Here is a 26284-nt window from a genome sequence, read left to right on the forward strand (position 1 = left end):
CGATTTCGGTTAATGCCGACTAACGTTTAGTGTTTCTTCGCTGGGGTCGGCGTTGTCACGCCGACACAATGACGTGTGGGAGACGAATGAGCGAGCTTCGCTATGCCATCATCGGCGCCGGTCCTTCCGGACTGTCCGCCGCGCGCGCCCTTCAGAAGGCCGGCATCGACTTCGACGGCTACGAGGCATCCCGCGGGGTCGGGGGCCTCTGGGACATCGAGAACCCGCGCTCGACCATGTACGAGTCCGCGCACCTCATCTCGTCGCGCACCACCACGGAGTTCGCCGAGTTCCCGATGGACACCGACGCCGACTACCCGAGCCATCGCACCCTCATCCGCTACTTCCGCGACTTCGCGGACCGGTTCCGCCTCACCGAGCGGTTCCGGTTCGAGACGAAGGTCACCTCGCTCACGCGCGACGACGACGGCGAATGGATGCTGCGCGCCGACTCCCCCGACGGCCCTGTGGACGAGCGCTACGACGGCGTGATCCTCGCGAACGGCACCCTCGCCGAGCCCAACATCCCGACCTTCCGCGGCGAGTTCACCGGCGAGCTGCTGCACACCAGCGCGTACAAGGCCGCGAGCCAGCTGACCGGCAAGCGCGTGCTCATCATCGGGGCCGGCAACTCCGGCTGCGACATCGCGGTCGACGCCGTGCACCACGCGGCATCCGTCGACATGAGCGTGCGCCGGGGCTACTACTTCGTGCCGCGGTATCTGTTCGGCAAGCCGAGCGACACGCTCAACCAGGGGCGACCCCTCCCCGCGCGGATCAAGCAGTTCGTGGACAAGAGGGTACTGCAGGCGTTCACCGGCGACCCGGTGCGGTTCGGCTTCCCGAAGCCGGACTACCGGCTCTACGAATCCCACCCGATCGTCAACACCCTGATCCTCAACCACCTCGGCCAGGGCGACCTGCGCATCCGCCCCGACGTCGACCGCTTCGACGGCCGCACCGTGCACTTCCGCGACGGCTCCAGCGGCGAGTACGACCTCGTGCTCCTCGCGACCGGCTACACGCTCGACTACCCCTTCGTCGACCGCGAGGCGCTGCACTGGACCGGGTGGGCGCCGAAGCTCTTCCTCAACGTGTTCCCACCGTCGTTCAACGGGCTCTACGTCATGGGCATGATCGAGGCCTCGGGCATCGGCTGGCAGGGCCGCTACGAGCAGGCCGAGCTGATCGCCGAGTACCTCGCCGCGGTGGAGCGCGACCCCGCGCGCGCGGCCGAATTCCGCCGCCGCGCGACGAGCGAGCCGTGGCCCGACCTCACCGGCGGCTACAAGTACCTCGGACTCGAGCGCATGTCGTACTACGTGAACAAGGACGCCTACCGCCGCGCCGTGCGCGCGGCCACCACCGCACTCCGTGGCGACGCACGCGACGCGGCGCCCGCGCGCGGCATCCGCTCATCTCGTCGCCGTTCGAAGAAGGTGCCCGCATGAATCCCGACGACATCGTCCTGAACTTCAATCCCGGGACCCTGGTCATCTTGAACGTGGTCCTCGGACTGATCATGTTCGGCATCGCGCTCGACACCACGGTCGACGATTTCAAGGTCGTCGCGCGCAAGCCGAAGCCGTTCGTCATCGCGATCCTCGCGCAGCTGCTCGTGCTGCCGGCCGTCACGTTCGGGTTGACGCTGATCCTTCCGGTGACGCCCTCGATGGCGCTCGGCATGATCCTCGTGGCGTGCTGTCCGCCCGGCAACATCTCGCAGGTGCTCACCCACCGCTCGGGCGGCAACGTCGCCCTGTCGGTGTCGATGACGGCCGTGTCGAACGTGATCTACATCTTCGCACTGCCGCTCAGCGTCGCCTTCTGGGGCTCGCTGCACCCGACCGCCTCGACGCTGCTCGAGGCGGTCGAGCTCAACGCGTGGGCGATGCTGCTCGACATCTTCCTCATCATCGGGCTGCCCTTCGCGGCGGGCCTCCTCATCCGCAACCGATTCGAGCGCTTCGCCGTGCGGGTGCAGCCGTTCGTCAAGTGGTTCTCGCTCCTCGCGCTCGTCGGCTTCATCGTCGCCGCGCTGGCCGGTAACTGGGCCTACTTCGTGGCGTTCCTCGGGATCATCGTGCTCGTCGTGACGATCCACGACGCCGTCGCCCTCGCAATCGGCTACAGCACCGCAGTCGTGGGCGGGCTCGGCACCCGCGAGCGCAAGGCGATGACGTTCGAGGTCGGCATCCGCAACGCCGGCCTCGGGCTCGGCCTCGTCTTCGCGTTCTTCGGCGGACTCGGCGGCATGGCCATCGTGGCCGGCTGGTGGGGCATCTGGGACATCATCGCCGGCCTGATCGTCGCCGCCCTGTGGGCGCGGCACACGAGGAAGCGCACCGGCAGCTCGAAGGGCGACGCCACCCGGCACGCGGCGGGCCGGGATGCCTCAGCTCCCCATGCCGCGGGTGACACCGTCGCGGGTGACGCCGCCGCGCCCGACGCCGCCGCGGGGCCGGCATCGTGAGCGTTCGCGTGCTCGTCACCGGCGGAGCTGGCTTCCTCGGATCCAACGTCGCCGCCGCCCTCGTGGCGCACCCCGAGGTCGAGCTCGTCGTCGCCGGCGATGTGCGCCGGCCGGAGCATCCGCTGGAGGGAGTCGTCTACGACGACTGCGACGTCGCCCGGGCGTCGGGCCTCGTGCCGTCGCTGGAGCGCCACGGCATCGACGTCGTCGTGCACCTCGCGGCGATCGTGAACCCGGGTCGTGACCACGACCTCGAATACCGCGTGGACGTCGAAGGATCGCAGCACGTGCTCGACGCATGCGTCGCGGCGGGCGTTCGCCGCATCGTCGTGTCGTCGTCGGGCGCGGCGTATGGCTACCACCGCGACAACCCGGAGTGGCTGCGTGAGACCGACGCGATCCGCGGCAACGACGAGTTCCCTTACTCGAAGCACAAGCGCCTGGTCGAGGAGATGCTCGCCGAGCGCCGGCGCACCGCTCCCGAGCTCGAGCAGGTCGTGTTCCGCATCGGCACGATCCTCGGCCCGACCGTGCAGAACCAGATCACGGCCCTCTGGGACGGCCCGCGCGTCCTCGCGGTGCGCGGCTCGGACTCGCCCTTCGTGTTCGTGTGGGTCGACGACGTCGCCGCCGCGATGGCCCGCGCCGCGACGGACGGTCCCCCCGGCATCTACAACATCGCCGGCGACGGGAAGCTCACCGTGCACGAGATCGCCCGGCGACTCGGCAAGCCGCTGCTCACCGTGCCGGCGGGCGTCCTCGCCTTCGCGCTGCGCGTGGGACGGATGCTGCGCCTCACCGTCCACGGACCCGAGCAGGTCGGCTTCCTCCGCTACCGCCCGGTGCTCGCCAACGAAGCGCTCAAGCGCGACTTCGGCTTCACCCCGAAGAAGACTTCGGCCGAGGCCTTCGAGGCCTACCTCGAGTCCCACCCCGGCGTCGCGCGGCGCTGAGCCGCGGGCCGTCCGCTGAGCCGGGCGAGCCGTGCGCTCGTCGGAGACGCTGGGCCGCGGCATCCGTCCCCTCCCCCGTTGCCCAGAACAGGACATCTGGCGGAGACAGGACGATTCCCGGCGAATCGTCCTGCGTACGCCGGATCACCTGTTCTCGGTCAGTGGGGAGCGGATGCCGCAGGGCGTGGCGAGGCGGGGATAGAGCCGTGCGCCCGTGGTAGACGCTGGGCCGCGGCATCCGTCCCCTCCCCGGTTATCCAGATCAGGAGATCTGGCGGAGACAGGACGATCCCCGGCGGATCATCCTGTGTACGCCAGATCACCTGTTCTCGGTGAGTGAGGAGCGGATGCCGCAGCCGCAGGGCGTGGCGCAGCGACCGGCGAGTCTCCCCGACCTAGTCCCCGAAGCCCTCGGCCCGCGGGTCAGGGAAGCTAGTCCCCGAAGCCCTCGGCGATGAGCTCGATGAGCTCCTCGCGCTCCTCGACCGGCAGGAACGCGCCGGCGGCCGCGTTGAGCTGGAACGATTCGAGGTCGTCGAGGCCGTAGTCGAAGGTCTCCGCCAGCAGGGCCAGCTCGCGTGTGAGCGAGGTGCGGCTCATCGTGCGGTTGTCGACGTTCACCGTCACGGAGAACCCGAGCTGATAGAGAAGGTCGAAGGGGTGGTCCTCCATCGTCGTGCCCCACGCCGAGATCGCGCCGGTCTGCAGGTTCGACGACGGCGAGAGCTCGAGGGTGATCTCGCGATCGCGCACCCAGCGGGCCAGATCGCCGAACTGCACGAGCACCTCTTCACCGGCCCGCGAGACGACCTCGAGGTCCTCGGCGATGCGCACGCCGTGACCGAGGCGCAGGGCCCGACCGTCGAGCAGCGCCGAGCGGATCGAGTCGAGCCCGGCGGCCTCACCGGCGTGCACGGTCGACGGGAAGAACTGCGACGCGAGGTAGTCGAACGCCTCGCGGTGGTTCGAGGCGGGGAAGCCGTCCTCGGGTCCGGCGATGTCGAAGCCGACGGCGCCGCGCGTGCGCCAGTCGACGGCGAGCTTGGCGATCTCGAGCGACCGGTCGGTGTGGCGCATCGCCGTGATGAGCTGGCCGACGCGGATGTCGCGACCCGCGCGCTCCGCGGCGTCCTCACCCTCTTCGATCCCCTCCTGCACGGCAGCGACCACCTCGTCGAGCGACAGTCCGCGCGACAGATGCTGCTCGGGCGCCCAGCGCACCTCGCCGTAGATCACGCCGTCGGCGGCGAGATCCTCGACGAACTCGCGCGCGACGCGCGTGAGCCCCTCGCGGGTCTGCATCACGGCCGTGGTGAGGTCGAAGGTCTTGAGGTACTCGACCAGCGATCCGGAGTCGCTCTTCTCGGCGAACCAGTCCGCGAGATCGTCGGGGTCGGACTCGGGTACCTCGACCCCGGCCGCATCGGCGAGCTCGATGATCGTCGCCGGCCGGACACCGCCGTCGAGGTGGTCGTGCAGCGAGACCTTGGGCAGGTCGCGGATCGAGGCTCCGTCGAGGAGGGCATCTCCGTGCTGGTCGATGGGCATGTGCGTCTCCTCGGGACTGGGCGGCTGGGTTGGGCGTCGGGGCGGATGCCTCGGCTCAGGCGGTGATGCGCTCGAGCACGAGCGGGGTCGCGGCCGGGGCTTCGGCGCCCACCTGCCACGCGCCGTCGAGCGCGTCGAGCGCCCGCTCGAACCTGGTGTCGTCGTGGCCCAGCAGCGTGAACAGCGGCTGGCCGACGGCCACGGCGTCGCCCGGCTTGACGTGCAGGTCGATGCCGGCTGCGTGCATGACCGGGTCCTCGGCCCGCGCGCGGCCGGCGCCGAGGCGCCAGGCGGCGATCCCGAAGGGCAGCGCATGCATCTCGGTGACGAACCCGGCCTCGGAGGCGGTGACGGTGTGCGTGTCGGCCGGCGCGGGGAGCGCGGCATCCGGGTCCCCATCCTGCGCACGGATCATCCGGCGCCAGACATCCATCGCACGGCCGTCCTTCAGCGCGGCCTCGACGTCGGCGTCGGGCTGGCCCGCGAGCGCGAGCATCTCCCGCGCGAGCGCCACGGTGAGTTCGACGACATCGGCCGGTCCGCCGCCGGCGAGCACCTCCACCGACTCGCGCACCTCGTTCGCATTGCCGATCGCGAGGCCGAGTGGAGTGTTCATGTCGGTGAGCAGCGCGGTGGTGGCCACGCCCGAGTCGGTGCCCAGGGCCACCATCGTGCGGGCGAGCTCGCGCGCCTTGTCGACGTCACGCATGAAGGCGCCGGAGCCGAACTTCACGTCGAGCACGAGCGAGTCGGTGCCCTCGGCGATCTTCTTCGACATGATGCTCGACGCGATCAGCGGGATCGCCTCCACGGTGCCGGTCACGTCGCGCAGCGCGTAGAGCTTCTTGTCGGCGGGGGCGAGGCCAGATCCGGCGGCGCAGATGACGGCGCCGACGTCGCGCAGCTGTGCGAACAGCTCGTCGTTCGAAAGGGCGGCCGTCCAGCCGGGGATGGACTCGAGCTTGTCGAGCGTGCCGCCGGTGTGGCCGAGGCCGCGGCCCGAGAGCTGCGGCACGGCGACGCCGAAGGCTGCGACGAGCGGCGCGAGAGGCAGCGTGATCTTGTCGCCGACTCCGCCGGTGGAGTGCTTGTCGACCGTGGGCTTGCCGAGTCCGGCGAAGCTCATGCGCTCGCCCGAGGCGATCATCGCGTCGGTCATGACGCGGATCTCCTCGCGCGTCATGCCGTTGAGGAGCACCGCCATCGCGAACGAGGCCATCTGCGAGTCGGCTACGTAGCCGCGGGTGTAGGCATCGACCATCCATCGCAGCGCGTCGCCGGGGACTGCTCCGCCGTCGCGCTTGGCCCGGATGACGTCGACGGCGTCGAACGGCTCCACCGTGCTCATCGCGCGGCCTCCTCCAGATCGCGCGGTCCGAACGCGTCGGGCAGCACCTCATCGATCGTGCGGATGCCCGACACCGTCTCGAGCAGCATCCCGGGGATCGCGAACTCGTACAGCAGCTGACGGCACCGCCCGCACGGCATGATCGTGTGGCCTTCGCCGTTCACGCACACGAACGCGACGAGGCTGCCTCCGCCCGACATCGCGAGCTCGCTCACGAGCCCGCACTCGGCGCACAGCGTCACGCCGTACGACGCGTTCTCCACGTTGCACCCGGTCACGATGCGCCCGTCGGTCACCAGCGCGGCGGCGCCCACCTTGTAGCGCGAGTACGGCGCGTAGGCGCGCTTCATGGCGTCGGTCGCGGCCGCCCGCAGCTCATCCCAGTCGATGTCGGTCACGCACGGCCTTTCTCTACAGCGGTATCAGGAGGGTCGGATGCCTGCATCCTCGGTCAGCCCTTGATGTAGGGCTTGCCCGCCGCAGCGGGCCCGCGGATCTGCCCGGCGAATCCGGCCACCGCGATGATGGTCACCAGGTACGGCAGCATCAGCATGAACTCGCTCGGGATCGGCGTCTTGAGCACCGTGAGCAGGTTCTGCAGGTTCGTCGCGAATCCGAAGAGGAGCGCCGCGAGGGTGGCCCGGATCGGATCCCAGCGACCGAAGATGACGGCGGCGAGGGCGATGAAGCCGAGTCCGGCGGTCATCTCCTTCGTGAACTGGCCGACCGACACGAGGGTGAAGAACGCGCCGCCGATGCCGGCGATCGCACCCGCGAGCGAGACGTTCCAGAACCGGCTCGTGTTCACCTTGATGCCGACGGTGTCGGCGGCCTGCGGGTGCTCGCCGACCGCACGGAGACGCAGGCCCCACCGGGTGCGGTAGAGGCCCCATGCCACCACACCGACCGTGATGTACATCAGGTAGACGATGAACGTCTGGTTGAACAGCACGGGTCCGATGATCGGGATGTCGCCCAGGAGCGGGATCTCCATGCGCGTGAACCGGATCGGACGGTTCAGCGTCGCCTCGTTCGGCACGAGCAGGGCCCCGTAGAGGAACCCGGTGAGTCCGGTGACGAGCACGTTGAGCACCACACCGACGATCACCTGGTCGACCAGATACTTGATCGAGAAGGCGGCGAGCACGAACGCCACCAGCACACCGCCGACCATCGCACCGAGGAGGCCGACGAACGGGTTGCCCGTGATGCTCGAGATCAGTGCGGCGCTGAACGCGCCGAGAAGGAACTGACCCTCGATCGCGACGTTGACCACGCCGACCCGCTCGCCGATGACACCGCCCAGCGCGCCGAAGATCAACGGGACCGAGAGCGACACGGCGCCGAACAGCAGGCCGGTGACGGGCACGAGCCCCCCGGCGGCCGCCCAGGTGAGGAAGGCGAAGATCGCCAGGACGCCGTAGACGATCGGCAGCCACACGCCCGTCCGACGGTAGGACCAGGCGTTCCAGACGGCCCACAGCGTGAGCAGCACGAGCACCACCAGCACTCCCCAGCTGGTGGCGGCCGTCGGCACGCTGACGTTGGGGATCTCCAGCGACGAGGACCGGTCGCTGAGGCGGAAGGTGCTCAGGCCGTCGCGCGGCACGAGGAGGAACAGCAGGAACAGCAGGACCGTGGTGATGCCGAGGCTGATGGCCATCTTCCAGTGGCGCACCTTGACGGTCGCGAGCTGGATCGTGCCGTCGGCAGCGGTGGCGGGGGCGAGCGTGGTCATGCGGCCACCGCCTTCTTCGCAGCCTTGGCTCTCGCCTTGGCGGCCTTCTCGGCGTCGGTCTTCGGCAGGAAGAAGATCGCGCGCACCAGCGGCGGGGCCGCGATGAAGAGCACGATGAGCGACTGCACGACGAGGACGATGTCGACGGGGATGCCCTGCGAGGCCTGCATGGTGAACGAACCCGCCTTCAGGGCGCCGAAGAGGATGCCGGCGGCGAAGACGCCCCACGCGCGACTGCGGCCGAGGAGAGCGACGGTGATGGCATCGAACCCGATGCCGGCATCGATGAACCCGTCGAAGCCGCTGACCACCGAGCCCTGGATCTGGTTCATGGCGGCCAGACCCGCGAGGCCTCCGGCGAAGAGCATCGCGTAGATGTACATGCGCTGCACCGAGATGCCGGCCGCGCGCGCCGCGTGGGGGTTCTCACCCACGGCACGCAGGCGGAAGCCGAGGCTGGAGCGCTCGACGAGCCACCACACGAACACCGTCGCGGCGATGACGATGAGGAAGCCCCAGTCGAGCAGGGGGAAGCGCGGCCCGAAGAGGTCGGGGAACTGCGCAGTGGGCGGCGTCGGATCCGAGATCGGCTGATCCTCGGCGGCGCGCTGCAGCAGCCCGGGAGTGCGGACCATCCACGTCACCAGGTAGAACGCGACGTAGTTGAGCATGATCGTGAGGATCACCTCGTGCGCGCCGGTGCGGGCCTTCAGCACGCCGACGATGCCACCCCAGATCGCACCACCCGCGATGCCGGCGGCCAGGGTGAGCGGGAGGTGGATGAACATCGGCAGGTCGAGGTTGAAGGTCACGAGACCGGCCACCGCGGCGGCGATGAGCATCTGGCCGCGACCACCGATGTTGAACAGGCCGACGCGGAACGCGAGAGCCACACCGAGGCCGGCGGCGATGAGCGGCGCCGCGAAGCCGAGCGTGTTCGTGATGGGGCGGATCTGCGTCAGGAAGTCGGGGGCGCGCGGATTGAACACCGCGCCGCGGAACAGGGCCTCATAGCCGCCGTACACCGAGTTCCAGATCGCGATGAGCGTGTCGCCGGGGCGGGCGAAGAAGTAGGCGGATGCCGCGCGCACGTCCTCGTCGGTCACTGCCATGAGAATGCCGCCGACGATCATCGCCGCGACGATCGCGAGGACGGTCGTCACCCAGTTGCTGCGCAGGAGGTCCTTGATGAACGCGTTCTGGCGCGGCGGCGGCGGGACCTCGCCGCCAGGCGTGGCGGGGGTCGCGGGCTCCGCGGGGGTTGCGGGCGCGGCAGCGGTGACCGGAGTCCCGGTCAGCGGGCCGGAGACCGGCGGAAGCTGCTCGGGCGGAAGCCCCCTGGTCGGGTCCGGCGCACCCGGCGTCGTCCCCTTGGCGTCGTCGTTCACGCGGCTACCCCGTCTCCCGGCGTCTCGCCGGCCATCATCAGTCCCAGAACATCGCGCGGGGTGTCACCCGGTACGATTCCGACGATCGCGCCGCGGTACATCACGGCGATGCGGTCGGCGAGGGCGGCGACCTCGTCGAGTTCGGTCGACACCACGAGCACCGGCACCCCGGCGTCGCGCGTCTCGACGATGCGCGTGTGGATGAACTCGATGGAGCCCACGTCCACACCGCGGGTCGGCTGGGCAGCCACCAGCAGCTTGAGGTCGCGGCTCATCTCGCGCGCGATCACCACCTTCTGCTGGTTGCCGCCCGAGAGCGTGCCGGCGGGCACGTCAGGACCCTGGGTGCGGATGTCGTATTCGGCGATGCGTGCCTGCGCGAACTCGTGCAGCACACCTCGCATGACGGTGCCGCCTCGCACGAACTCCGAGTCGCCCGAGCGGTCGAGGATCAGGTTCTCAGCAACCGTGAACCCGCCGACGAGACCGTCCTCGGTGCGGTCTTCGGGTACGAAGCCGACGCCTTCGTCGAGGATGCCGCGCACGCTCTTGCCGATGAGCTCGACGCCGTCGAGCGTGATCGAGCCGGAGGCACGGTCCGCGAGGCCGACGATGGCCTCCACAAGCTCGGTCTGACCGTTGCCCTGGACGCCGGCGAGGGCGACCACCTCACCGGGCTTGACGTCGAAGCTCACACTGTCGACGACGACCGCGCCGGCCGGCGTGAGCACGCGGAGGTCCTTGACCTCGAGGCCGCCGCCGTCGCTGACCTTCGGCGGTCCCTTGTGCACGGTCAGCTCGACCGCGCGTCCCACCATGAGAGACGCCAGCTCGGCGTTGGTGGCGGTGGGGGCCGCTTCGCCCACGACCTTGCCGAGCCGGATGACGGTGATGCGGTCGGCGACGGCGCGGACCTCACGAAGCTTGTGGGTGATGAAGACGATGGAAGTGCCCTCGTCGCGCAGCTGGCGCATGATCGCCATGAGCTCGTCGGTCTCCTGCGGCGTCAGCACCGCGGTCGGCTCGTCGAACACGAGCACCTTGGCGTCGCGCGAGAGAGCCTTGATGATCTCGACGCGCTGCTGGACGCCGACCGGCAGGTCGCCGACGATCGCGTCGGGGTCGACCTGGAAGCCGAAGCGCTGCGCGACGTCGCGCACGTGCTGGCGGGCCTTGGGCAGGTCGAGCGCGCCGAGGCCCTTGGTGTCCTCATGGCCGAGCATGACGTTCTCGGCGACAGTGAAGACGGGGATGAGCATGAAGTGCTGGTGCACCATGCCGATACCGGCGGCCATCGCATCACCGGGGCCCCGGAAGTGCTGCACGACGTCGTCGAGGAGGATCTCCCCCTCATCGGCCTGGTACAGGCCGTAGAGGACGTTCATCAGTGTTGATTTGCCTGCGCCGTTCTCGCCCAGGAGGGCGTGGATCTCTCCGGGCTGGACCACCAGATCGATGTGGTCGTTCGCGACGAGGGACCCGAAACGCTTCGTGATCCCACGGAGCTCGAGCTTCATATGTGCACCTTATCCACTGTCTCCATCGGGCTGGAAGAACCGCGGCCGGGTGGACTCATCCACCCGGCCGCGGTCAGCAGTCGTTCGACTACGCCGAGATCACTGCTGGGGCGAGCTGGGCGAGGTCACCTCGAGCTCACCCGAGATGATCTGCTCCTGCAGCGCAGCGATCTCGTCGGTCAGGCCCTCGGGCAGCTCCGACTCGAACGCGCCGAAGCCGGAGAGGCCGACGCCCTCGTTCTCGAGCGTGCCGACGTACGGCGACGCGTCGAACTCACCGGTGGCGGCCTGCATGGTGGCGTCGTACACGGCCGCATCGATGCGCTTCATGATCGAGAAGAGCACCAGGTCGGCGACCGACGGGTCGACGACGGCGAGGTCGGAGTCCACGCCGATGAGCAGCGAGTCCGAGCTGGCGTCGGTGATCGCCGCAGCGGCGCTCTGGTAGATCGGGCCGCCGACGGGCAGGACGACGTCGACGCCCTGGTCGAGAATGCCCTGCGCGGTCTGCTTGGCGGTGTCGTTCGCGGCGAAGCCACCGGTGAACGAGCCCTCCTGAGCCTCGACGTCCCAGCCGAAGGTCTCGACCGCGGCGCCCTTGTCCTCGTTGTACTTGGCGGCGCCGTCGACGAAGCCGTCCATGAAGATCGTGACGGGCGGGATCGGGATGCCGCCGAACGTGCCGATCTTGTTGACGCCCTGCTCGGCCGACCAGGCGGCCGCGGCGTAGCCGCCGAGGTACGCGGCCTGGACCGTGTCGAACTGGAGCGGCTTGATGTTCTCCGCGTCGGGGGCGCCGTCGCCGTCGGCGTCGGCGATGTCGTCGATGATCGCGTAGTCGATGTCGGGGTTCGCGGTCGCCGAGGCGATCGTGTCGGCCGAGAGCTTGAAGCCGACGGCCACGATGAACGTGCAGCCTTCGGCGACGAGGTTCTCGAGGTTCGGCGCGTAGTCGTTCGCCGAAGCCGACTCGACCTCGATGAACTCGACGCCGAGCTCGTCCGACGCCTTCTCCATACCCATCAGAGCGGACTGGTTGAACGACTTGTCGTTGAAGCCGCCGTCGTCCGAGACGAGGCAGGGCTTGAAGCCCTCGACCGCGACGGGGCCTTCGGACTCGGAGTTCGTCGGGGTCGCCTCCGGGGCGGAGCCACAGCCCGCGAGGGCGACGAGAAGGCCCGCGGCGGCGACGACGCCGACGAGCTTCTTGGTGCGTGAGATGGTCAACTCAGCCTCCACTTGTATCGCCCCGCGTCCTTCACGGGGACTGCACAAAGTTACCCACTGTGACGCGATGCTTGCAGTCGCGGCGGGGGGTCGGTGCCGAATGGTTACAAAGACGCAATGTGGCGAGACGGAGGCGTGATCGCCGCGCGATTCAGAGGACGTCGCCGCGGCCGTTGAGCTTCAGTGCGTCGACGACGCCTTTCACCCGCTGCGCGTGCTCGCTCGTGGTGACCAGCAGCGCGTCGTCGGTGTCGACCACGACGATGTCGCGCACCCCGATCAGGCTGATGACGCGCGAGGTCTGGCTGACCACGATGCCGCTCGCGGCATCCGACAGCACTCGCGCGTTCTCGCCGAGGATCGCCAGGTCGTTCTTGCGTCCGTGCGAGTTGAGCTTGGCGAGGCTGGCGAAGTCCCCCACGTCGTCCCAGTCGAAGTGGCCAGGGATGACGGTGAGCCGGCCGCGCGCCGCGGCGGGCTCCGCCACCGCGTAATCGATCGCGATCTTCTTGAGCTCCGGCCAGACCCGGTCGACGACGGGACCGCGGCGCTCGCGGTCGTCCCAGCCCTCGGCGAGCTCCATGAGCCCGGCGTGCAGCTCGGGCTCGTTCGCCGCGATCTCGTCCAGCAGCACGTCCGCCCGGCTGATGAACATCCCGGCGTTCCACAGGTAGGAGCGGTCGGCGAAGTACTCCTTCGCCGTGTCGAGGTCGGGCTTCTCGACGAAGCTGTCGACGAGTGCCGCCTCGGGCGCGCCGTCCACGACGAGCTCGGACCCCTTGCGGATGTAGCCGAATCCGACCGACGGCTCGGACGGCTGGATGCCGATGGTGCAGATGTAGCCGGCGCGCGCTGTGGCCACGGCCTGGCGCACCGCCCAGTCGAAGAGGTGGGGCACGCGGATCACATGATCAGCGGCGAACGATCCGATGATGACGTCGGGCTCGCGGCGGAGGAGGACAGCGGCGGCGAGACCGATGGCAGCGGTCGAGTCGCGTGGTTCCGACTCCAGGAAGACGTTCAGATCGGGGATGCCCGGCAGCTCGCCCTCCACGGCGGCGCGATGCGCGCGGCCGGTGACCACCGCGATGCGGTCGGGCCCGGCGAGCGGCTCCAGCCGATCCCACGTGTCGCGCAGCAGGGTCTGACCGGACCCGGTCAGGTCGTGGAGGAACTTCGGCGCGTCGGCGCGCGAGAGGGGCCACAGTCGGCTGCCGATGCCCCCCGCGGGGATCACAGCGTAGAAGTCCTCGATGGGTTCAGGCATGACGAACAGCGTATCCGCGACGGCTGTGCGCGTCCGAAAGAACTTTGGTTCTTGCTCCCTGCGAAGGACCTCCCAGGAAGGCGGCCGGTAAGGCTCCCCTACGTCGCCGCCCTGTTCAAACCGGCAATAGGATGGGAGAAGCGCCCGCGTGACGCCGATGGCCCGAGCCTCCAGTGCCGGACCACCTCAGGGGCAACGTTTCCCGCCCCGCCATGTTCGATTCAGGGAGGACGGCCGTGTCTGCACCAGCACGCGTCACACCGTCGGTATCCGAGACCACGTCCCGAGTCCCCCGCGGAACTCTGTACCGCGGGAACGAAGGCATGTGGTCGTGGGTGCTGCACCGCATCACCGGCATTGCGATCTTCTTCTTCCTGCTGGTCCACGTCCTCGATACGGCGCTCATCCGGGTCTCGCCCGAGGCCTACGACGCGGTGATCGGCACCTACAAGAACCCGGTGATGGGCATCGGCGAGGTCGCGCTGGTCGGCGCGGTCGCCTACCACGCCTACAACGGGCTGCGCATCATCCTGGTCGACATGTGGTCGTGGGCCACCCGCCACCAGCGCCAGCTGTGGTGGGGCGTGCTCGGGCTCTGGGCCGTGACGATGCTCGGCTTCGCTCCGCGTCACCTCATGAACGTCTTCGCCGAGATCGGAGGCGGACACTGATGACCACCATCGCCGAACCGCGCGCACCGCGCGCCACCGTCCGCCGCAAGGGACCCAACCTCGAGAAGTGGGGCTGGATCTACATGCGCGTCTCGGGCGTGCTGCTGATCGTGCTGATCTTCGGGCACCTCTTCATCAACCTGCTGACGGGCACGGGGATCCACCAGATCGACTTCGCCTTCGTCGCCGGGAAGTTCGCCACCCCGTTCTGGCAGTGGTGGGACGTGATCATGCTCTGGCTCGCCCTCATCCACGGCGCGAACGGCATGCGCACGATCGTCAACGACTACGTCGGCCACGAGACCACTCGCAAGGTGCTGGTGTGGGCGCTGTGGCTGTCGGCGGGCTTCCTCATCGTCCTCGGCACGCTGGTGGTCTTCACATTCGATCCCTGCCTGGGCGTGACCTCCGACAGCTCGCTGTGGGAGATGTGCCAGAGCGTCGCCAACTGACCGACAGAGAACGAAAGCACTCTTACGTGAGCAATCAGACCCCGGACAGCTACGTCAAGGACGGCGTCCACTACCACCAGTTCGACATCGTCATCGTGGGCGCCGGCGGCGCCGGCATGCGAGCAGCGATCGAGGCAGGGCCGGGCGCCCGGACGGCGGTCATCTCGAAGCTCTACCCGACGCGTTCCCACACGGGGGCGGCGCAGGGCGGCATGGCCGCGGCGCTCGCCAACGTCGAAGAGGACTCGTGGGAGTGGCACACGTTCGACACCGTCAAGGGCGGCGACTACCTCGTCGACCAGGACGCCGCCGAGATCCTTGCGAAAGAGGCGATCGACGCGGTCATCGACCTCGAGAACATGGGTCTGCCGTTCAACCGCACGCCGGAGGGCAAGATCGACCAGCGCCGCTTCGGCGGCCACACGGCCGACCACGGGAAGACGCCGGTGCGCCGCGCGTGCTACGCCGCCGACCGCACGGGACACATGATCCTCCAGACGCTGTTCCAGAACTGCGTCAAGCTCGGCATCAACTTCTTCAACGAGTTCTACGTGCTCGACCTGATCACGGTGAAGGATGCCGACGGCAAGACGGAGATCGCGGGCGTGGTCGCCTACGAGCTGGCCACCGGTGACCTGCACGTCTTCCACTCGAAGGCCGTCATCTTCGCCACCGGCGGGTTCGGCAAGATCTTCAAGACGACGTCGAACGCCCACACGCTCACGGGCGACGGCGTCGGGATCATCTGGCGCAAGGGCCTGCCGCTCGAGGACATGGAGTTCTTCCAGTTCCACCCGACCGGTCTCGCCGGCCTCGGCATCCTGCTCACCGAAGGCGCCCGCGGTGAGGGCGCGATCCTGCGCAACGCCTCGGGTGAGCGGTTCATGGAGCGCTATGCCCCGACGATCAAGGACCTCGCCCCGCGCGACATCGTGAGTCGCTGCATGGTCCAAGAGGTCGCCGAGGGCCGTGGCGCGGGGCCGCACCGCGACTACGTGCTGCTCGACTGCACTCACCTCGGCGCCGAGGTGCTCGAGACGAAGCTCCCCGACATCACCGAGTTCGCCCGCACGTATCTGGGCGTCGACCCGGTCGTCGAGCCGGTTCCGGTCATGCCGACGGCGCACTACGCGATGGGCGGCATCCCGACGAACAACGATGCACAGGTGCTGAGCGACAACACGACCGTCGTCCCCGGCCTCTACGCCGCCGGCGAGTGCGCGTGCGTGTCGGTGCACGGGTCGAACCGCCTCGGCACGAACTCGCTGCTCGACATCAACGTCTTCGGCAAGCGCGCCGGCCGCAACGCGGTCGAGTACGTCAAGACGGCCGACTTCGTCCCGCTGCCCGACGACCCCGCCGCCGAGGTGCGCGGGCTCATCGAGGGGCTGCGCGACAACCAGGGCACCGAGCGCATCGCCGTCCTGCGCAAGCAGCTGCAGGAAGAGATGGACCGCAAGGCACAGGTGTTCCGCACCGAGGAGTCGCTCGGCGAGGTGCTCGAGGTCATCGAAGAGCTGCGCGAGCGGTTCAAGAACGTGCACGTCGATGACAAGGGCAAGCGCTACAACACCGATCTGCTCGAGGCGGTCGAGCTCGGGTTCCTCCTCGACATCGCCGAGGTCGTCGTCGTCACCGCCCGCAACCGCAAGGAGAGCCGCGGCGGCCACATGCGCGACGACTTCCCGCACCGCGACGACGAGAACTACATGCAGCACACGATGGCGTACCTCACCGGAGACCCGCACTCGTCCCACGCCGAGGACCACATCGAGCTGGATTGGAAACCGGTCGTCTTCACGCGGAACGACAAGGGCGAGTTGAACTACCCGCCGATGGAGAGGAAGTACTGATGACCACCGTCATCGCTGCGGACGCGTCCACCGACGCCCCCACCCAGGTCGAGACGCCGGCAGACACCGGCATCCAGTCGTTCCTCGTCACGTTCATCATCCGTCGCTTCGACCCCGAAGTCGACGAGGAGCCGCGCTGGGTCGATTACGACGTCGAGCTGTACTCGACCGACCGCGTCCTCGACGCGCTGCACAAGATCAAGTGGGAGGTCGACGGCTCGCTGACCTTCCGCCGCTCGTGCGCGCACGGCATCTGCGGCTCCGACGCGATGCGCATCAACGGCCGCAACCGCCTGGCCTGCAAGACGCTGATCAAGGATCTCGACATCTCGCAGCCGATCTACGTCGAGGCGATCAAGGGCCTGCCCCTCGAGAAGGACCTCGTCGTCGATATGGAGCCGTTCTTCGCCTCCTACCGCGAGGTCCAGCCGTTCCTCATCGCGAACTCGACGCCCGAGCCGGGCAAGGAGCGCATCCAGTCGATCGTCGACCGTGAGGTCTTCGACGACACGACCAAGTGCATCCTGTGCGCCGCGTGCACCTCCTCGTGCCCCGTCTTCTGGACCGACGGCCAGTACTTCGGCCCGGCCGCGATCGTCAACGCGCACCGGTTCATCTTCGACTCGCGCGACGATGCCGGCGACGTCCGCCTCGACATCCTCAACGACAAAGAGGGTGTGTGGCGCTGCCGCACGACCTTCAACTGCACCGAGGCGTGCCCGCGTGGCATCGAGGTGACGAAGGCGATCGCCGAAGTCAAGCAGGCGGTTCTGCGCGGACGCCCCTAGGCTTCCCTGTGTGACAGAGCCGCTGCGCGACGACGCGCCGACCGCTCCGCTCGACCCCTCGCTCGGGCGCGCCCGCGGCGCGGTGACGGCCGCCTACGTGGCGCAGGGTCTGGGTTACGCGGTGATCGTGACCTCCCTGCCCGCGCTGCAGCAGCGACAGGACATCCGGGATGCCGCGATCGTGTCGATCCTCGTGCTGGGCGTAGCCGTCGCCGCCGCCCTCGGCTCGGTGATCGCCAACGCCGTCGCCGTGCGGTGGGGAAGCCGCACGGCGCTGTCGCTCGGCCTGATCGTCCAAGCCGTCGCGCTGCCGGTGATCGCTCTTCCGACCCCCTTCGCGGTGTTCGCCGGCGCCTTCGGCGTGTTCGGCGTCGGCCTGGGCTGCGTCGACGCCGCCGCCGCGATGCAGGGCGTGGCTGTGCAGCGCGCATACGGGCGCCACCTGCTCGGCTCGTTCTTCGCCGCGGCGACGGCCGCCGCGATCGCCGGCGCGCTCCTCGTCTCCGCCGTCGCCCTCACCGCGACGGCCGCCGGCATCGCGCTGATCTGCGCGGCCGTGATCGCCCTCGGCGCGGCCGTGATCGGCATCCGATTCCTCCTCCGTGAGGTCCCGATCGACGAGGCGCTGCCGCCCGGCGAGCGCGCGAACCTGCCGCGCGCCGGGATTTGGATCTTCGGCCTGGTCATCCTCGCGGTCTTCATCGCCGACTCGGCGGTGAGCACCTGGAGCACCCAGTACCTCCAGCTCGACCTCGAGACGCTCGCGTGGATCGCGCCGCTCGGCTACGCGGCCTACCAGGCGGTCGTGCTGGTCACCCGGCTGGTGACCGACCGCCTGATCCCAGCGCTCGGGCGTCCGCGGCTCGTCGCGATCGCCGCGGTGACGTCGGCGATCGGCTGCGCCGTCGTCGCGCTGGTGCCGTTCCCGGCCGCGGCGATCATCGGCTTCGCGCTCGCGGGCGTGAGCGCCGGCGTGCTGATCCCGGTGACGTTCGGCGCAGCCGGCGAGCTCTCCCCCGCTCACAGCGACCAGGTCATCGCCCGCGTGAACCTGTTCAACTACGCCGGCGCGATCCTGGGCGCCGTCGTCGTGGGGCTGCTCGCCGACGTCACCGGCTACGGACCTGCGTTCCTCATCCCCGCCGTCGCCCTCGCGGCGATCCTGCTGGCGGTGCGGCGGTTCCGTTCCCCCTCGCGCGTCGGAGAGGTCGCATCGCCGGGCACCCAGGCGACCGGCACCGGCACCAGTCGCTAATCTGACACCGTGACGCAGACGCCCTCGCCGGACGCGCAGACGGCGGCCGATGCCGCCCAGCGCGAGGAGGAGTCGCTGCGCGAGCGGTGGGAGGTGACCGAAGCCCACCTGCGGCAGCGGTTCGATGTTCCCCTCAGTCGCGCTACGCAGCTGACCGAGGCGACGCTGGCGTGGTTCCCCGTGCGCGTGTGGCGCAACTTCCTCATCGAGAACGGCTTCCTGCTCTCGGCCGGAGTCAGCTACGTCGCGCTGTTCGCGTGCTTCGCCGCCATCTACCTCGCGTTCGCGATCACGGGGCTGTGGCTCGGCGGCAACCCGGATGCTGTGAACGCGCTCATCAATCTGATCAACAGCTACATCCCCGACCTCATCTCGGACAACAGCGCCTTCGCCACGCCCGAGGAGGTGCAGGCGATCGCCTCGCAGAACTCGGGTGTGCTGGGCTGGACGGGAGTCATCGCGCTGGGCGCCCTCATCTGGACCGCCATCGACTGGGTGACCTACACGCGCCGCGCGGTGCGGGAGCTCTTCGCCATCCCGCCCGACCGCCGCAGCTACTTCCTGTTGAAAGCGCGCGACCTGCTCGCCGCGCTGCTGTTCGGCGCGGTGCTGATCCTCGGCGCCGCGCTGAGCACGATCGGCGCCTACGCGGTCGAGTGGCTGGTGTCGCTCATCGGCTGGGGGGTGGCGAGCAGAGCCACCGAGCTGACCGTCAGCGCCGGGTCCCTGCTGATCGGATTCGCCGTGACCTCGGCCGCGCTGGCGGGTCTCTTCCGGTTCCTGACCGGCACGAAGCTGCCGTGGCGACGCATCTGGCCGGGCGCGATCATCGGCGGCATCGGGCTCTCGCTGCTGCAGCTCGGCGCGGGCCTGCTGCTGAGCTACACGCCGTCGAATCCGCTGCTCGCCGGATTCGCCTTCTTCGTCGGGATGCTGCTGTGGTTCCGGCTCATGGGCATCGTCATGCTGGTCGCCGCCTCGTGGGTCGCCGTCGCCGCCCGCGACCGCGACGTCGCGATCCTTCCGCAGACCGAGGCCGAGCGGATCGCAGCCGAGCATGCCGCGCTCCTCCTCGCGGCACGCGTACGGCTGCGCACCGCAAAGGACGCGCGAGCGCAGGCATCCTGGTTCCGCCGTCCCTTCGCCGATCGTGCCGTCCGCGAAGCGGAGGAGGAGCTGCGGCAGGTCGAGGCATCCGCTCCACCTCCTCCGCCGCACTCGGTGAAGGCTCTGACGCCCCCGCCGCCGAAGGCTCCGCGCAAGCCGTCCAAGCGGTCTCCGAAGGCCTCGGACGCGGCGAAGGGTGAGAAGCCGGGCCCTCCCTGAGCGCTGGTCCGGACGGGTGGCTTCGCTGCCGATCGTGTCTGCGGTCGCGGATAGGCTGGCGGGCGTGCCCCGCCGAGTTCGCATCGCCTCCGTCAACGTCAACGGCATTCGCGCCGCCACCCGGAAGGGCATGATCGAGTGGCTCGACGCCGCCGACGTCGATGTCCTCGCACTCCAGGAGGTGCGGGCGACCCTCGATGAGGTGCAGGCCGTGCTTCCGGGCTGGGAGATCGTCAACGACGAGGCGCTGGCAAAGGGCCGCGCGGGTGTGGCCGTCGCCACCCGCATGCCCGCCGTCGAGGTGCGCCGTGTGCTTGGGCCTGAGCCGCTGGACTCCGCCGGGCGCTGGATCGAGGCCGACTTCGACATCGACGGCGAGCGCCTGACGGTCGTGAGCGCGTATGTCCACACCGGCGAGGCCGACACGCCCCGGCAGGAGGCCAAGTGGGCCTTCCTCGATGCGATGGAGAGGCGGATGCCGCAGCTCGAGCAGTCGTCCCCGTTCGCGCTCATCATGGGCGACCTCAACGTCGGGCACCGCGAGCTCGACATCCGCAATTGGAAGGGCAACGTCAAGAAGGCCGGGTTCCTCCCCCGCGAGCGCGCGTACTTCGACCGGTTCCTCGGCGCCGCGGGAGAGCAGGTCACGGCCGTGGACGGAACCACGGGCACCGGCCTCGGCTGGGTCGACGTCGGACGCGTGGCCCACGGCGACGTCGACGGCCCGTACACGTGGTGGTCGATGCGCGGACGCGCGTTCGACAACGACAGCGGCTGGCGGATCGACTACCACCTCGCGACGCCCGCGCTGGCAGCCCGCGCGACGAACTACCAGGTCGTCCGGGCGCCCTCGTGGGACACCCGGTGGAGCGACCACTCCCCCGTCGTCGCCGACTACACGCTCGGGCTCTGACGAGGCACGGGCCGCGGCATCCGTCGTCCTGGCTCGCGCAGTCCCCCCGACGGCTGCCGGAAGCCCGCCCGGTGACGGCCCCTAGGATTGTCTGGTGAGCAAACCCCGTCTGTACTCCGGCATGCAGCCCTCAGCCGATTCCCTCCAGATCGGCAACTACATCGGGGCCCTCATGCAGTGGCGCGACCTGCAGCTGGCGTACGACGCGTTCTTCTCCGTCGTCGACCTGCACGCGATCACGGTCGCGCAGGATCCGGAGCACCTCCGTGAGAAGACGCGCCGCACCGCCGCGCAGTACATCGCCGCCGGCATCGAGCCGTCGAAGTCGACGCTGTACGTGCAGTCGCACGTGCGGGCACACGCCGAGCTCGCCTGGATCCTGTCGACGATCACCGGCTTCGGCGAAGCGGGCCGCATGACGCAGTTCAAGGACAAGTCGCAGCGCTACGGCGCCGACGCCACGTCGGTCGGCCTCTTCACCTACCCCGTGCTGATGGCAGCCGACATCCTGCTGTACCAGACCGACATCGTGCCGGTCGGCGACGACCAGAAGCAGCATGTCGAGCTGACGCGCGATCTTGCCGAGCGGTTCAACAGCCGCTTCGGCGAGACGTTCACGGTGCCGATGCCCGTGATCCAGAAGGAGACCGCGCGCATCTACGACCTGCAGAACCCGACCGCGAAGATGTCGAAGTCGGCCGAAACCGACGCGGGCGTGCTGTGGCTGCTCGACGACCCTGCGAAGAATGCGAAGAAGATCATGCGCGCCGTCACCGACAGCGAGGGCACGGTCCGCTACGACCGCGAGAACAAGCCGGGCGTATCGAACCTGCTCGTGATCTACGCCGCCCTCACCGGGCGCCAGATCCCGGCCCTCGAGGACGAGTACGCGGGCCGCGGCTACGGCGACTTCAAGAAGGGCCTGGCCGACGTCGTGGTCGAGGAGTTCGGTCCGGTGCGCCAGCGCGCCCTCGACATGCTCGACGACCCGGCGGAGCTCGACCGGGTGCTCGCTTCGAACGCCGCGAAGGCCGACGAGGTCGCCGACCGCACGCTCGGCCACGTCTACGACAGAGTCGGCCTCCTCCGCCGGGTCTGAGCGCGGCTCGTCGCCGGCCGACCGCCCGCGCACAACGTCGGCACGGCGGGCAGCGAAGACGATCGATCACCGGGTACCGCGGGTGCGGGTACGCGGTTCGCCGACGTTGTGCGCGCCGCGACGCGCTGCGACGAGTCCCCGCACAGCCTCGACCACGGTGTCGGGGTGGTACATGATGTCCTCCGCGATCGGCCGCAGCGTGGTGAATCCGAGCGCAGCCGCCGCCAGGTCGCGCCTGCTGTCGCGTCGGCGAGCCTGCCACCCCGAGTGATGTGCCTCGCTGTCGCACTCGATGATCAGCCAGCCATCCACGATGAGGTCGACTCGGCCTACCCCGCTGAGGACCACCTGGAGATCGATGTCGAGGCCGAGACCGCGCACGAGGAGTCGGACCAGTGTCTCGGGGCCCGACTCGCTCCTCGGATCGAGCAGTTCCCGCAACACCTGGTATCGACGCGGAAGGCGCGCGAACACCTCGGCGATCCCGACTTCGTCGAGCAGCCCCAGGTGCAGGACGCTATCGAGCGTGGCGATCGCCGCGCGAGGGGACTGACACCGGCACGCCTGCGCGACCGCCTCGACGAGGTCTGCCGCAAGGCTCCTCCGAACCACGCCCGACGCACGGAAGTGCCTCACGAAGCGAGCGTCCTTTCGCGGGATGCGCGTAGCGGTCCTGTCCATCTGGATATGGGTGCCCGCCGACTCGAGGACGAATACCCCGAGCAGCCGCAGCAGCGAGACACAGTCCAGGCGTCCGCCCGCTCGCGCGGCCTCGACCAGAAGGGGCGGACAATCGGCTCCCACGTACGAGCCCTTGCGCAGCCGGATGATCCGGCCATCGGCCAGGAGCGCATCGATTCGCCGGCGCGAGAACTCGAGGCGGAGCTCGGCGTATCCAAGCACGATCGAGTCGAGGATCTTCGCGCGCTCCAAGTCGGGGGTCTTCATGGCGGAAGGCTCGCTGACCGCCGGACTCGCAGATCCCCCGCTCCCGACTTCTGTGGAACGGGACGGAACGCGTGCGGCTGCGGAGGAGTCGCGTGCACAGCGTCGGCAACTCGCCTGTGAGGTCGCCTCGTGCCGACGATCGAGCGCTCGGCACCGCGATGTGCCGACGTTGTGCACAGGCTCACGACGCCGAGCTTCTACGCCCTCCCGCCCGGTAGCCTGAGCCGATGGAACCGGTGACTCTGCGCACGGCGCGGCTCGAGCTGTCGCTGCCGACCGAGGCCGACGTCGACGCCATCCTCGAGGCATGCCAGGACGCCGGCATCCAGCGCTACACGCCCGTGCCCGTGCCCTACGAGCGCTCGCACGCCGAGGGCTTCGTCGCGCAGGTGCCCCGGGACTGGGAGGCGGGCAAGAACCTGACATGGGCCGTGCGTGAGCAGGGCGCCCTCGTCGGCACGATCGGCATGTACCGCGTCGACGGCATGGGCAACGGCGAGATCGGGTTCTGGATGGCGCCGTGGGCGCGCGGCGGCGGGCGCCTCGCCGAGGCCGCGAACGCCGTGATCGACTGGGGCTTCGCCGCCGATGGCCTCGATCTGACGCGCATCGAATGGCGCGCGGTCGTCGGCAACACCGCCTCGGCGCGCGTCGCGCGCGCACTCGGCTTCCGCTACGAGGGACTGCTGCGCCAAGCGCTCGCGAACGCCAAGTACCGCGACGACGGCTGGATCGCCGCACTGCTCAGAACGGACGAGCGGATGCCGCAGCCCTGGCCGGTCCTCGACGAGTAGCGCCGAGCACCCACGCCTGCCCTGCCCGGTCCGAGACGAGTGGCGTCGAGCCCCGCGCGGGCGTCAGCGCTGGCCGGTCCTCGACGAGTAGCGCCGAGCACCCACGCCTGTCCTCGACGACGAGCGCCGAGCCGCCGCCCGGCGGCGTCAAGCCCGGCACGCCCGTCGGCCGCCCGTGGCAGGATGTCCCCATGCCCGAGATGCCCGAAGTGCAGGGTCTCGTCGAGTTCCTTCGCGGACGCGTGACCGGACTCGAGGTCACGCGCGTCTCGGTGGCGAACATCGCCGCGCTGAAGACGTACGACCCTCCGGTCGAGGCCCTCACCGGCGCCCGTATCGCGGGGGTCGCGCGCCACGGCAAGTTCGTCGACCTGGTGACGGCGGGCACGGATGCCGCGCCCCATCTCGTCTTCCACCTCGCCAAGGCGGGGTGGCTGAGGTTCTACGACCAGCCGCCGACGACGCTCATCCGACCCGGCAAGACGCCGATCGCGCTGCGCGTCGCGCTCTCCGACGGCTCGGGCTTCGACCTCACCGAGGCGGGCACGAAGAAGTCGCTCGCCGTCTACGTCGCGCGCGACCCGGCCGACGTCCCCGGCATCGCCCGGCTGGGACCCGACCCGCTCGACTCCTCCTTCACGCGCGACACGCTCGCCGGCCTGCTGGCCGGCCGCCGCACGCAGATCAAGGGCGTGCTGCGCGACCAGGCCACGATCGCCGGCGTCGGCAACGCGTACTCCGACGAGATCCTGCACGCGGCGAAGATGTCGCCGTACGCCTTGGCGTCGAGCCTCGACGACGCCGACATCGACCGCCTGTTCCAGGCGATGACCGACACCCTCGCCGAGGCGGTTGCTGAGGCGTCCGGCAAGCCTCCCGCCGAATTGAAGGATGCGAAGCGTCGCGGCATGAAGGTGCACGGACGCCGCGGCGAGACCTGCCCGGTGTGCGGCGACGAGGTGCGCAGCGTCTTCTTCGCCGACAACTCGCTCGAGTACTGCCCGACGTGTCAGACCGGCGGGAAGATCCTCGCGGACCGGCGACTGTCGCGGCTGCTCAAGTGATCAGCCGTCGGTGGTACCCATGAGCGTGCGGGCGTCGTCGTCGACCCAGTCGAGCGACTTCGACACCGCCTTCTTCCACAGGCGGTAGCGGCGCTCGCGTTCGTCCTCGGTCATCAGGGGTTCGAAGCGCACGTCCTCCTGCCAGTGGGCGCGCAGCGAGTCGCGCGTGCTCCACACCCCCGTCGCCAGCCCGGCCGCGTAGGCCGCGCCGAGCGCCGTGGTCTCTACGACCTTCGGGCGCACGACCGGGATGCCGAGGATGTCCGCCTGGAACTGCATGAGCGCGTCGTTCCGCGTCATGCCGCCGTCGACGCGCAGCTCGTCGAGCCCACGGCCGGTGTCGGCGACCACGGCTTCGATGACGTCGCGCGTCTGGAACGCGGTCGATTCGAGGGCGGCGCGGGCGATGTGGCCTTTGTTGACGTAGCGGGTCATGCCCACGAGTGCGCCGCGCGCGTCGGGGCGCCAGTACGGCGCGTACAGGCCCGAGAACGCCGGCACGAAGTACGCGCCGCCGTTGTCGTCGACGGTGGCGGCGAGCGATTCGACGTCTTCGGAGCGCTGGATGATTCCGAGGTTGTCGCGCAGCCACTGCACGAGCGATCCGGTCACGGCGATCGATCCCTCGAGGGCGTACCGCGCGGGTTCCTCGCCGCAGCGGTACGCCACGGTCGTGATCAGCCCGCTGCCGGAGCGCACGATCTCGGTGCCGGTGTTGACCAGCAGGAAGTTGCCGGTGCCGTAGGTGTTCTTCGACTCGCCGGCGTCGAAGGCCGCCTGTCCGAATGTCGCGGCCTGCTGATCGCCCAGGATGCCGGCGATGGGCGTGCCGTGCAGGACGTCGGGCAGCTGTGAGGTGCCGACGACCTCGGACGACGAGCGGATTTCGGGCATCATCGATCGCGGGATGCCCCATACCGCGAGCAGGTCGTCGGACCAGTCGAGCGTGCGCAGGTCCATCAGCAGCGTGCGCGAGGCGTTCGTGACGTCGGTCACGTGGATGCCGCCGCGAGCCCCGCCCGTCAGGTTCCAGATGACCCACGTGTCGGGCGTGCCGAACACCAGGTGCCCGGCCTCCGCGTCCTCACGCGCACCCGGCACGTGGTCGAGGATCCATGCGACCTTCGAGGCCGAGAAGTACGTCGCCAGCGGCAGCCCGGTGGTCTCGGCGAAGCGGTAGGCGCCCTCGCCCGAAGCCGCGCCCGAAGCCGCGCTCGAACTCGAACCCCCACCGCCCGCGTCGCCCGTCCGGATGAGCTCGTCGATGCGAGGCTGCGTGCGGGTGTCCTGCCACACCAGGGCATTGTGCACGGGGCGTCCGGTGCGGCGGTCCCACACGATGGCCGTCTCACGCTGGTTGGTCACGCCGACGGCGGCGATATCGGATGCCGCGACCCCGGCCCGCGACAGGCACGAGGCGATCACCCACTCGGTGTTGGTCCAGATCTCCACGGGGTCGTGCTCGACCCACCCCGCGCGGGGGAAGATCTGCTCGTGCTCTCGCTGGGCGACCGACACGACGGCGCCCGACGAGTCGAACACGATGGCCCGCGTCGAGGTCGTGCCCTGATCGATCGCCAGAACGTGGTCGGCCAACGCCGGCTCCTTCCTCACGGGCGGCACCGCCCGCGTGCGACGCCGGCGCGCGCTCGCGCGTCCGGC

Annotated in this window: 23 protein-coding genes; 13 read left to right on the top strand and 10 right to left on the bottom strand. The window is 69.5% G+C overall.

Annotated elements, in window-relative coordinates; genetic code table 11:
- Positions 1 to 86 precede the first annotated feature (86 nt).
- From MK786_RS11675 to MK786_RS11685, 3 genes are read left to right on the top strand one after another with little or no spacing between them, the layout of a single operon-like run.
- Complete coding sequence (locus tag MK786_RS11675) at positions 87 to 1451, top strand: NAD(P)/FAD-dependent oxidoreductase (RefSeq protein ID WP_241112408.1); 1365 nt, start codon at positions 87 to 89, stop codon at positions 1449 to 1451.
- A complete protein-coding gene (locus MK786_RS11680; protein ID WP_241112409.1) occupies positions 1448 to 2473 on the top strand; it encodes a bile acid:sodium symporter family protein in 1026 nt (341 codons plus the stop codon). The genes MK786_RS11675 and MK786_RS11680 overlap by 4 nt, the downstream gene beginning before the upstream one ends.
- A complete protein-coding gene (locus MK786_RS11685; protein WP_241112410.1) occupies positions 2470 to 3426 on the top strand; it encodes an SDR family oxidoreductase in 957 nt (318 codons plus the stop codon). The genes MK786_RS11680 and MK786_RS11685 overlap by 4 nt, the downstream gene beginning before the upstream one ends.
- A 432-nt stretch (positions 3427 to 3858) precedes the next feature.
- Here the strand turns inward: MK786_RS11685 and MK786_RS11690 are convergent, their stop codons facing one another.
- From MK786_RS11690 to MK786_RS11725, 8 genes are all read right to left on the bottom strand, one after another.
- A complete protein-coding gene (locus tag MK786_RS11690; protein WP_241112411.1) occupies positions 3859 to 4974 on the bottom strand; it encodes an adenosine deaminase in 1116 nt (371 codons plus the stop codon).
- Between the two features lie 55 nt (positions 4975 to 5029).
- Complete coding sequence (locus MK786_RS11695) at positions 5030 to 6322, bottom strand: thymidine phosphorylase (RefSeq protein ID WP_241112412.1); 1293 nt, start codon at positions 6320 to 6322, stop codon at positions 5030 to 5032.
- On the bottom strand, positions 6319 to 6720 hold the full coding sequence (locus MK786_RS11700; RefSeq protein WP_241112413.1) for a cytidine deaminase: 402 nt from the start codon (positions 6718 to 6720) through the stop codon (positions 6319 to 6321). Before MK786_RS11700 ends, MK786_RS11695 begins: the two co-directional genes overlap by 4 nt.
- Positions 6721 to 6773: 53 nt before the next feature.
- Entirely contained in the window at positions 6774 to 8060 is a 1287-nt protein-coding gene (locus MK786_RS11705) for an ABC transporter permease (protein ID WP_241112414.1), read from the bottom strand.
- Complete coding sequence (locus MK786_RS11710) at positions 8057 to 9448, bottom strand: ABC transporter permease (RefSeq protein WP_241112415.1); 1392 nt, start codon at positions 9446 to 9448, stop codon at positions 8057 to 8059. Before MK786_RS11710 ends, MK786_RS11705 begins: the two co-directional genes overlap by 4 nt.
- Positions 9445 to 10965, bottom strand: coding sequence for an ABC transporter ATP-binding protein (locus MK786_RS11715; RefSeq protein WP_241112416.1), 1521 nt, complete (start codon positions 10963 to 10965; stop codon positions 9445 to 9447). The genes MK786_RS11710 and MK786_RS11715 overlap by 4 nt, the downstream gene beginning before the upstream one ends.
- Positions 10966 to 11064: 99 nt before the next feature.
- Positions 11065 to 12192: a BMP family protein gene (locus MK786_RS11720; protein WP_241112417.1), complete on the bottom strand. Its 1128-nt coding sequence runs from the start codon at positions 12190 to 12192 to the stop codon at positions 11065 to 11067.
- Positions 12193 to 12343: 151 nt separating this feature from the next.
- Entirely contained in the window at positions 12344 to 13459 is a 1116-nt protein-coding gene (locus MK786_RS11725) for a mannose-1-phosphate guanylyltransferase (RefSeq protein ID WP_241112418.1), read from the bottom strand.
- A gap of 236 nt (positions 13460 to 13695) precedes the next feature.
- Here MK786_RS11725 and sdhC point away from each other — a divergent pair, with 236 nt between their 5' ends.
- From sdhC to trpS, 8 genes are all read left to right on the top strand, one after another.
- Positions 13696 to 14130, top strand: coding sequence for a succinate dehydrogenase, cytochrome b556 subunit (sdhC, locus tag MK786_RS11730; protein ID WP_241112419.1), 435 nt, complete (start codon positions 13696 to 13698; stop codon positions 14128 to 14130).
- Positions 14130 to 14582, top strand: a complete 453-nt coding sequence (locus tag MK786_RS11735; RefSeq protein WP_241112420.1) for a succinate dehydrogenase hydrophobic membrane anchor subunit — start codon at positions 14130 to 14132, stop codon at positions 14580 to 14582. Before sdhC ends, MK786_RS11735 begins: the two co-directional genes overlap by 1 nt.
- A 26-nt stretch (positions 14583 to 14608) precedes the next feature.
- On the top strand, positions 14609 to 16435 hold the full coding sequence (gene sdhA, locus MK786_RS11740; protein WP_241112421.1) for a succinate dehydrogenase flavoprotein subunit: 1827 nt from the start codon (positions 14609 to 14611) through the stop codon (positions 16433 to 16435).
- Complete coding sequence (locus MK786_RS11745) at positions 16435 to 17223, top strand: succinate dehydrogenase iron-sulfur subunit (protein WP_241112422.1); 789 nt, start codon at positions 16435 to 16437, stop codon at positions 17221 to 17223. The genes sdhA and MK786_RS11745 overlap by 1 nt, the downstream gene beginning before the upstream one ends.
- Before the next feature lie 10 nt (positions 17224 to 17233).
- On the top strand, positions 17234 to 18478 hold the full coding sequence (locus tag MK786_RS11750) for an MFS transporter (protein WP_241112423.1): 1245 nt from the start codon (positions 17234 to 17236) through the stop codon (positions 18476 to 18478).
- Positions 18479 to 18487: 9 nt separating this feature from the next.
- Positions 18488 to 19804: a YihY/virulence factor BrkB family protein gene (locus MK786_RS11755; protein ID WP_241112424.1), complete on the top strand. Its 1317-nt coding sequence runs from the start codon at positions 18488 to 18490 to the stop codon at positions 19802 to 19804.
- Positions 19805 to 19868: 64 nt separating this feature from the next.
- Positions 19869 to 20717, top strand: a complete 849-nt coding sequence (locus tag MK786_RS11760; RefSeq protein ID WP_241112425.1) for an exodeoxyribonuclease III — start codon at positions 19869 to 19871, stop codon at positions 20715 to 20717.
- Between the two features lie 94 nt (positions 20718 to 20811).
- Positions 20812 to 21816 (top strand): tryptophan--tRNA ligase, encoded by a 1005-nt coding sequence (trpS, locus tag MK786_RS11765; protein ID WP_374200471.1) that lies wholly within the window; start codon positions 20812 to 20814, stop codon positions 21814 to 21816.
- A gap of 66 nt (positions 21817 to 21882) precedes the next feature.
- Here the strand turns inward: trpS and MK786_RS11770 are convergent, their stop codons facing one another.
- On the bottom strand, positions 21883 to 22764 hold the full coding sequence (locus MK786_RS11770) for an endonuclease domain-containing protein (protein WP_241112426.1): 882 nt from the start codon (positions 22762 to 22764) through the stop codon (positions 21883 to 21885).
- Between the two features lie 227 nt (positions 22765 to 22991).
- On the opposite strand from MK786_RS11770, the gene MK786_RS11775 reads away from it, so the two are divergent.
- Positions 22992 to 23558 carry a GNAT family N-acetyltransferase gene (locus tag MK786_RS11775; protein ID WP_241112427.1) on the top strand — a complete coding sequence of 189 codons (567 nt, stop codon included), beginning with the start codon at positions 22992 to 22994 and terminating at the stop codon, positions 23556 to 23558.
- Positions 23559 to 23749: 191 nt separating this feature from the next.
- Positions 23750 to 24622: an Fpg/Nei family DNA glycosylase gene (locus MK786_RS11780; protein WP_241112428.1), complete on the top strand. Its 873-nt coding sequence runs from the start codon at positions 23750 to 23752 to the stop codon at positions 24620 to 24622.
- Here MK786_RS11780 and glpK read toward each other — a convergent pair whose 3' ends face one another.
- The gene (glpK, locus tag MK786_RS11785; protein ID WP_241112429.1) at positions 24623 to 26218 is read right to left on the bottom strand and encodes a glycerol kinase GlpK; all 1596 of its coding nucleotides are present in this window, start codon (positions 26216 to 26218) and stop codon (positions 24623 to 24625) included. It lies immediately after the preceding gene.
- Positions 26219 to 26284: the final 66 nt, after the last annotated feature.

It is taken from the genome of Microbacterium sp. CFH 31415, assembly GCF_022538185.1.
Lineage (GTDB): Bacteria > Actinomycetota > Actinomycetes > Actinomycetales > Microbacteriaceae > Microbacterium.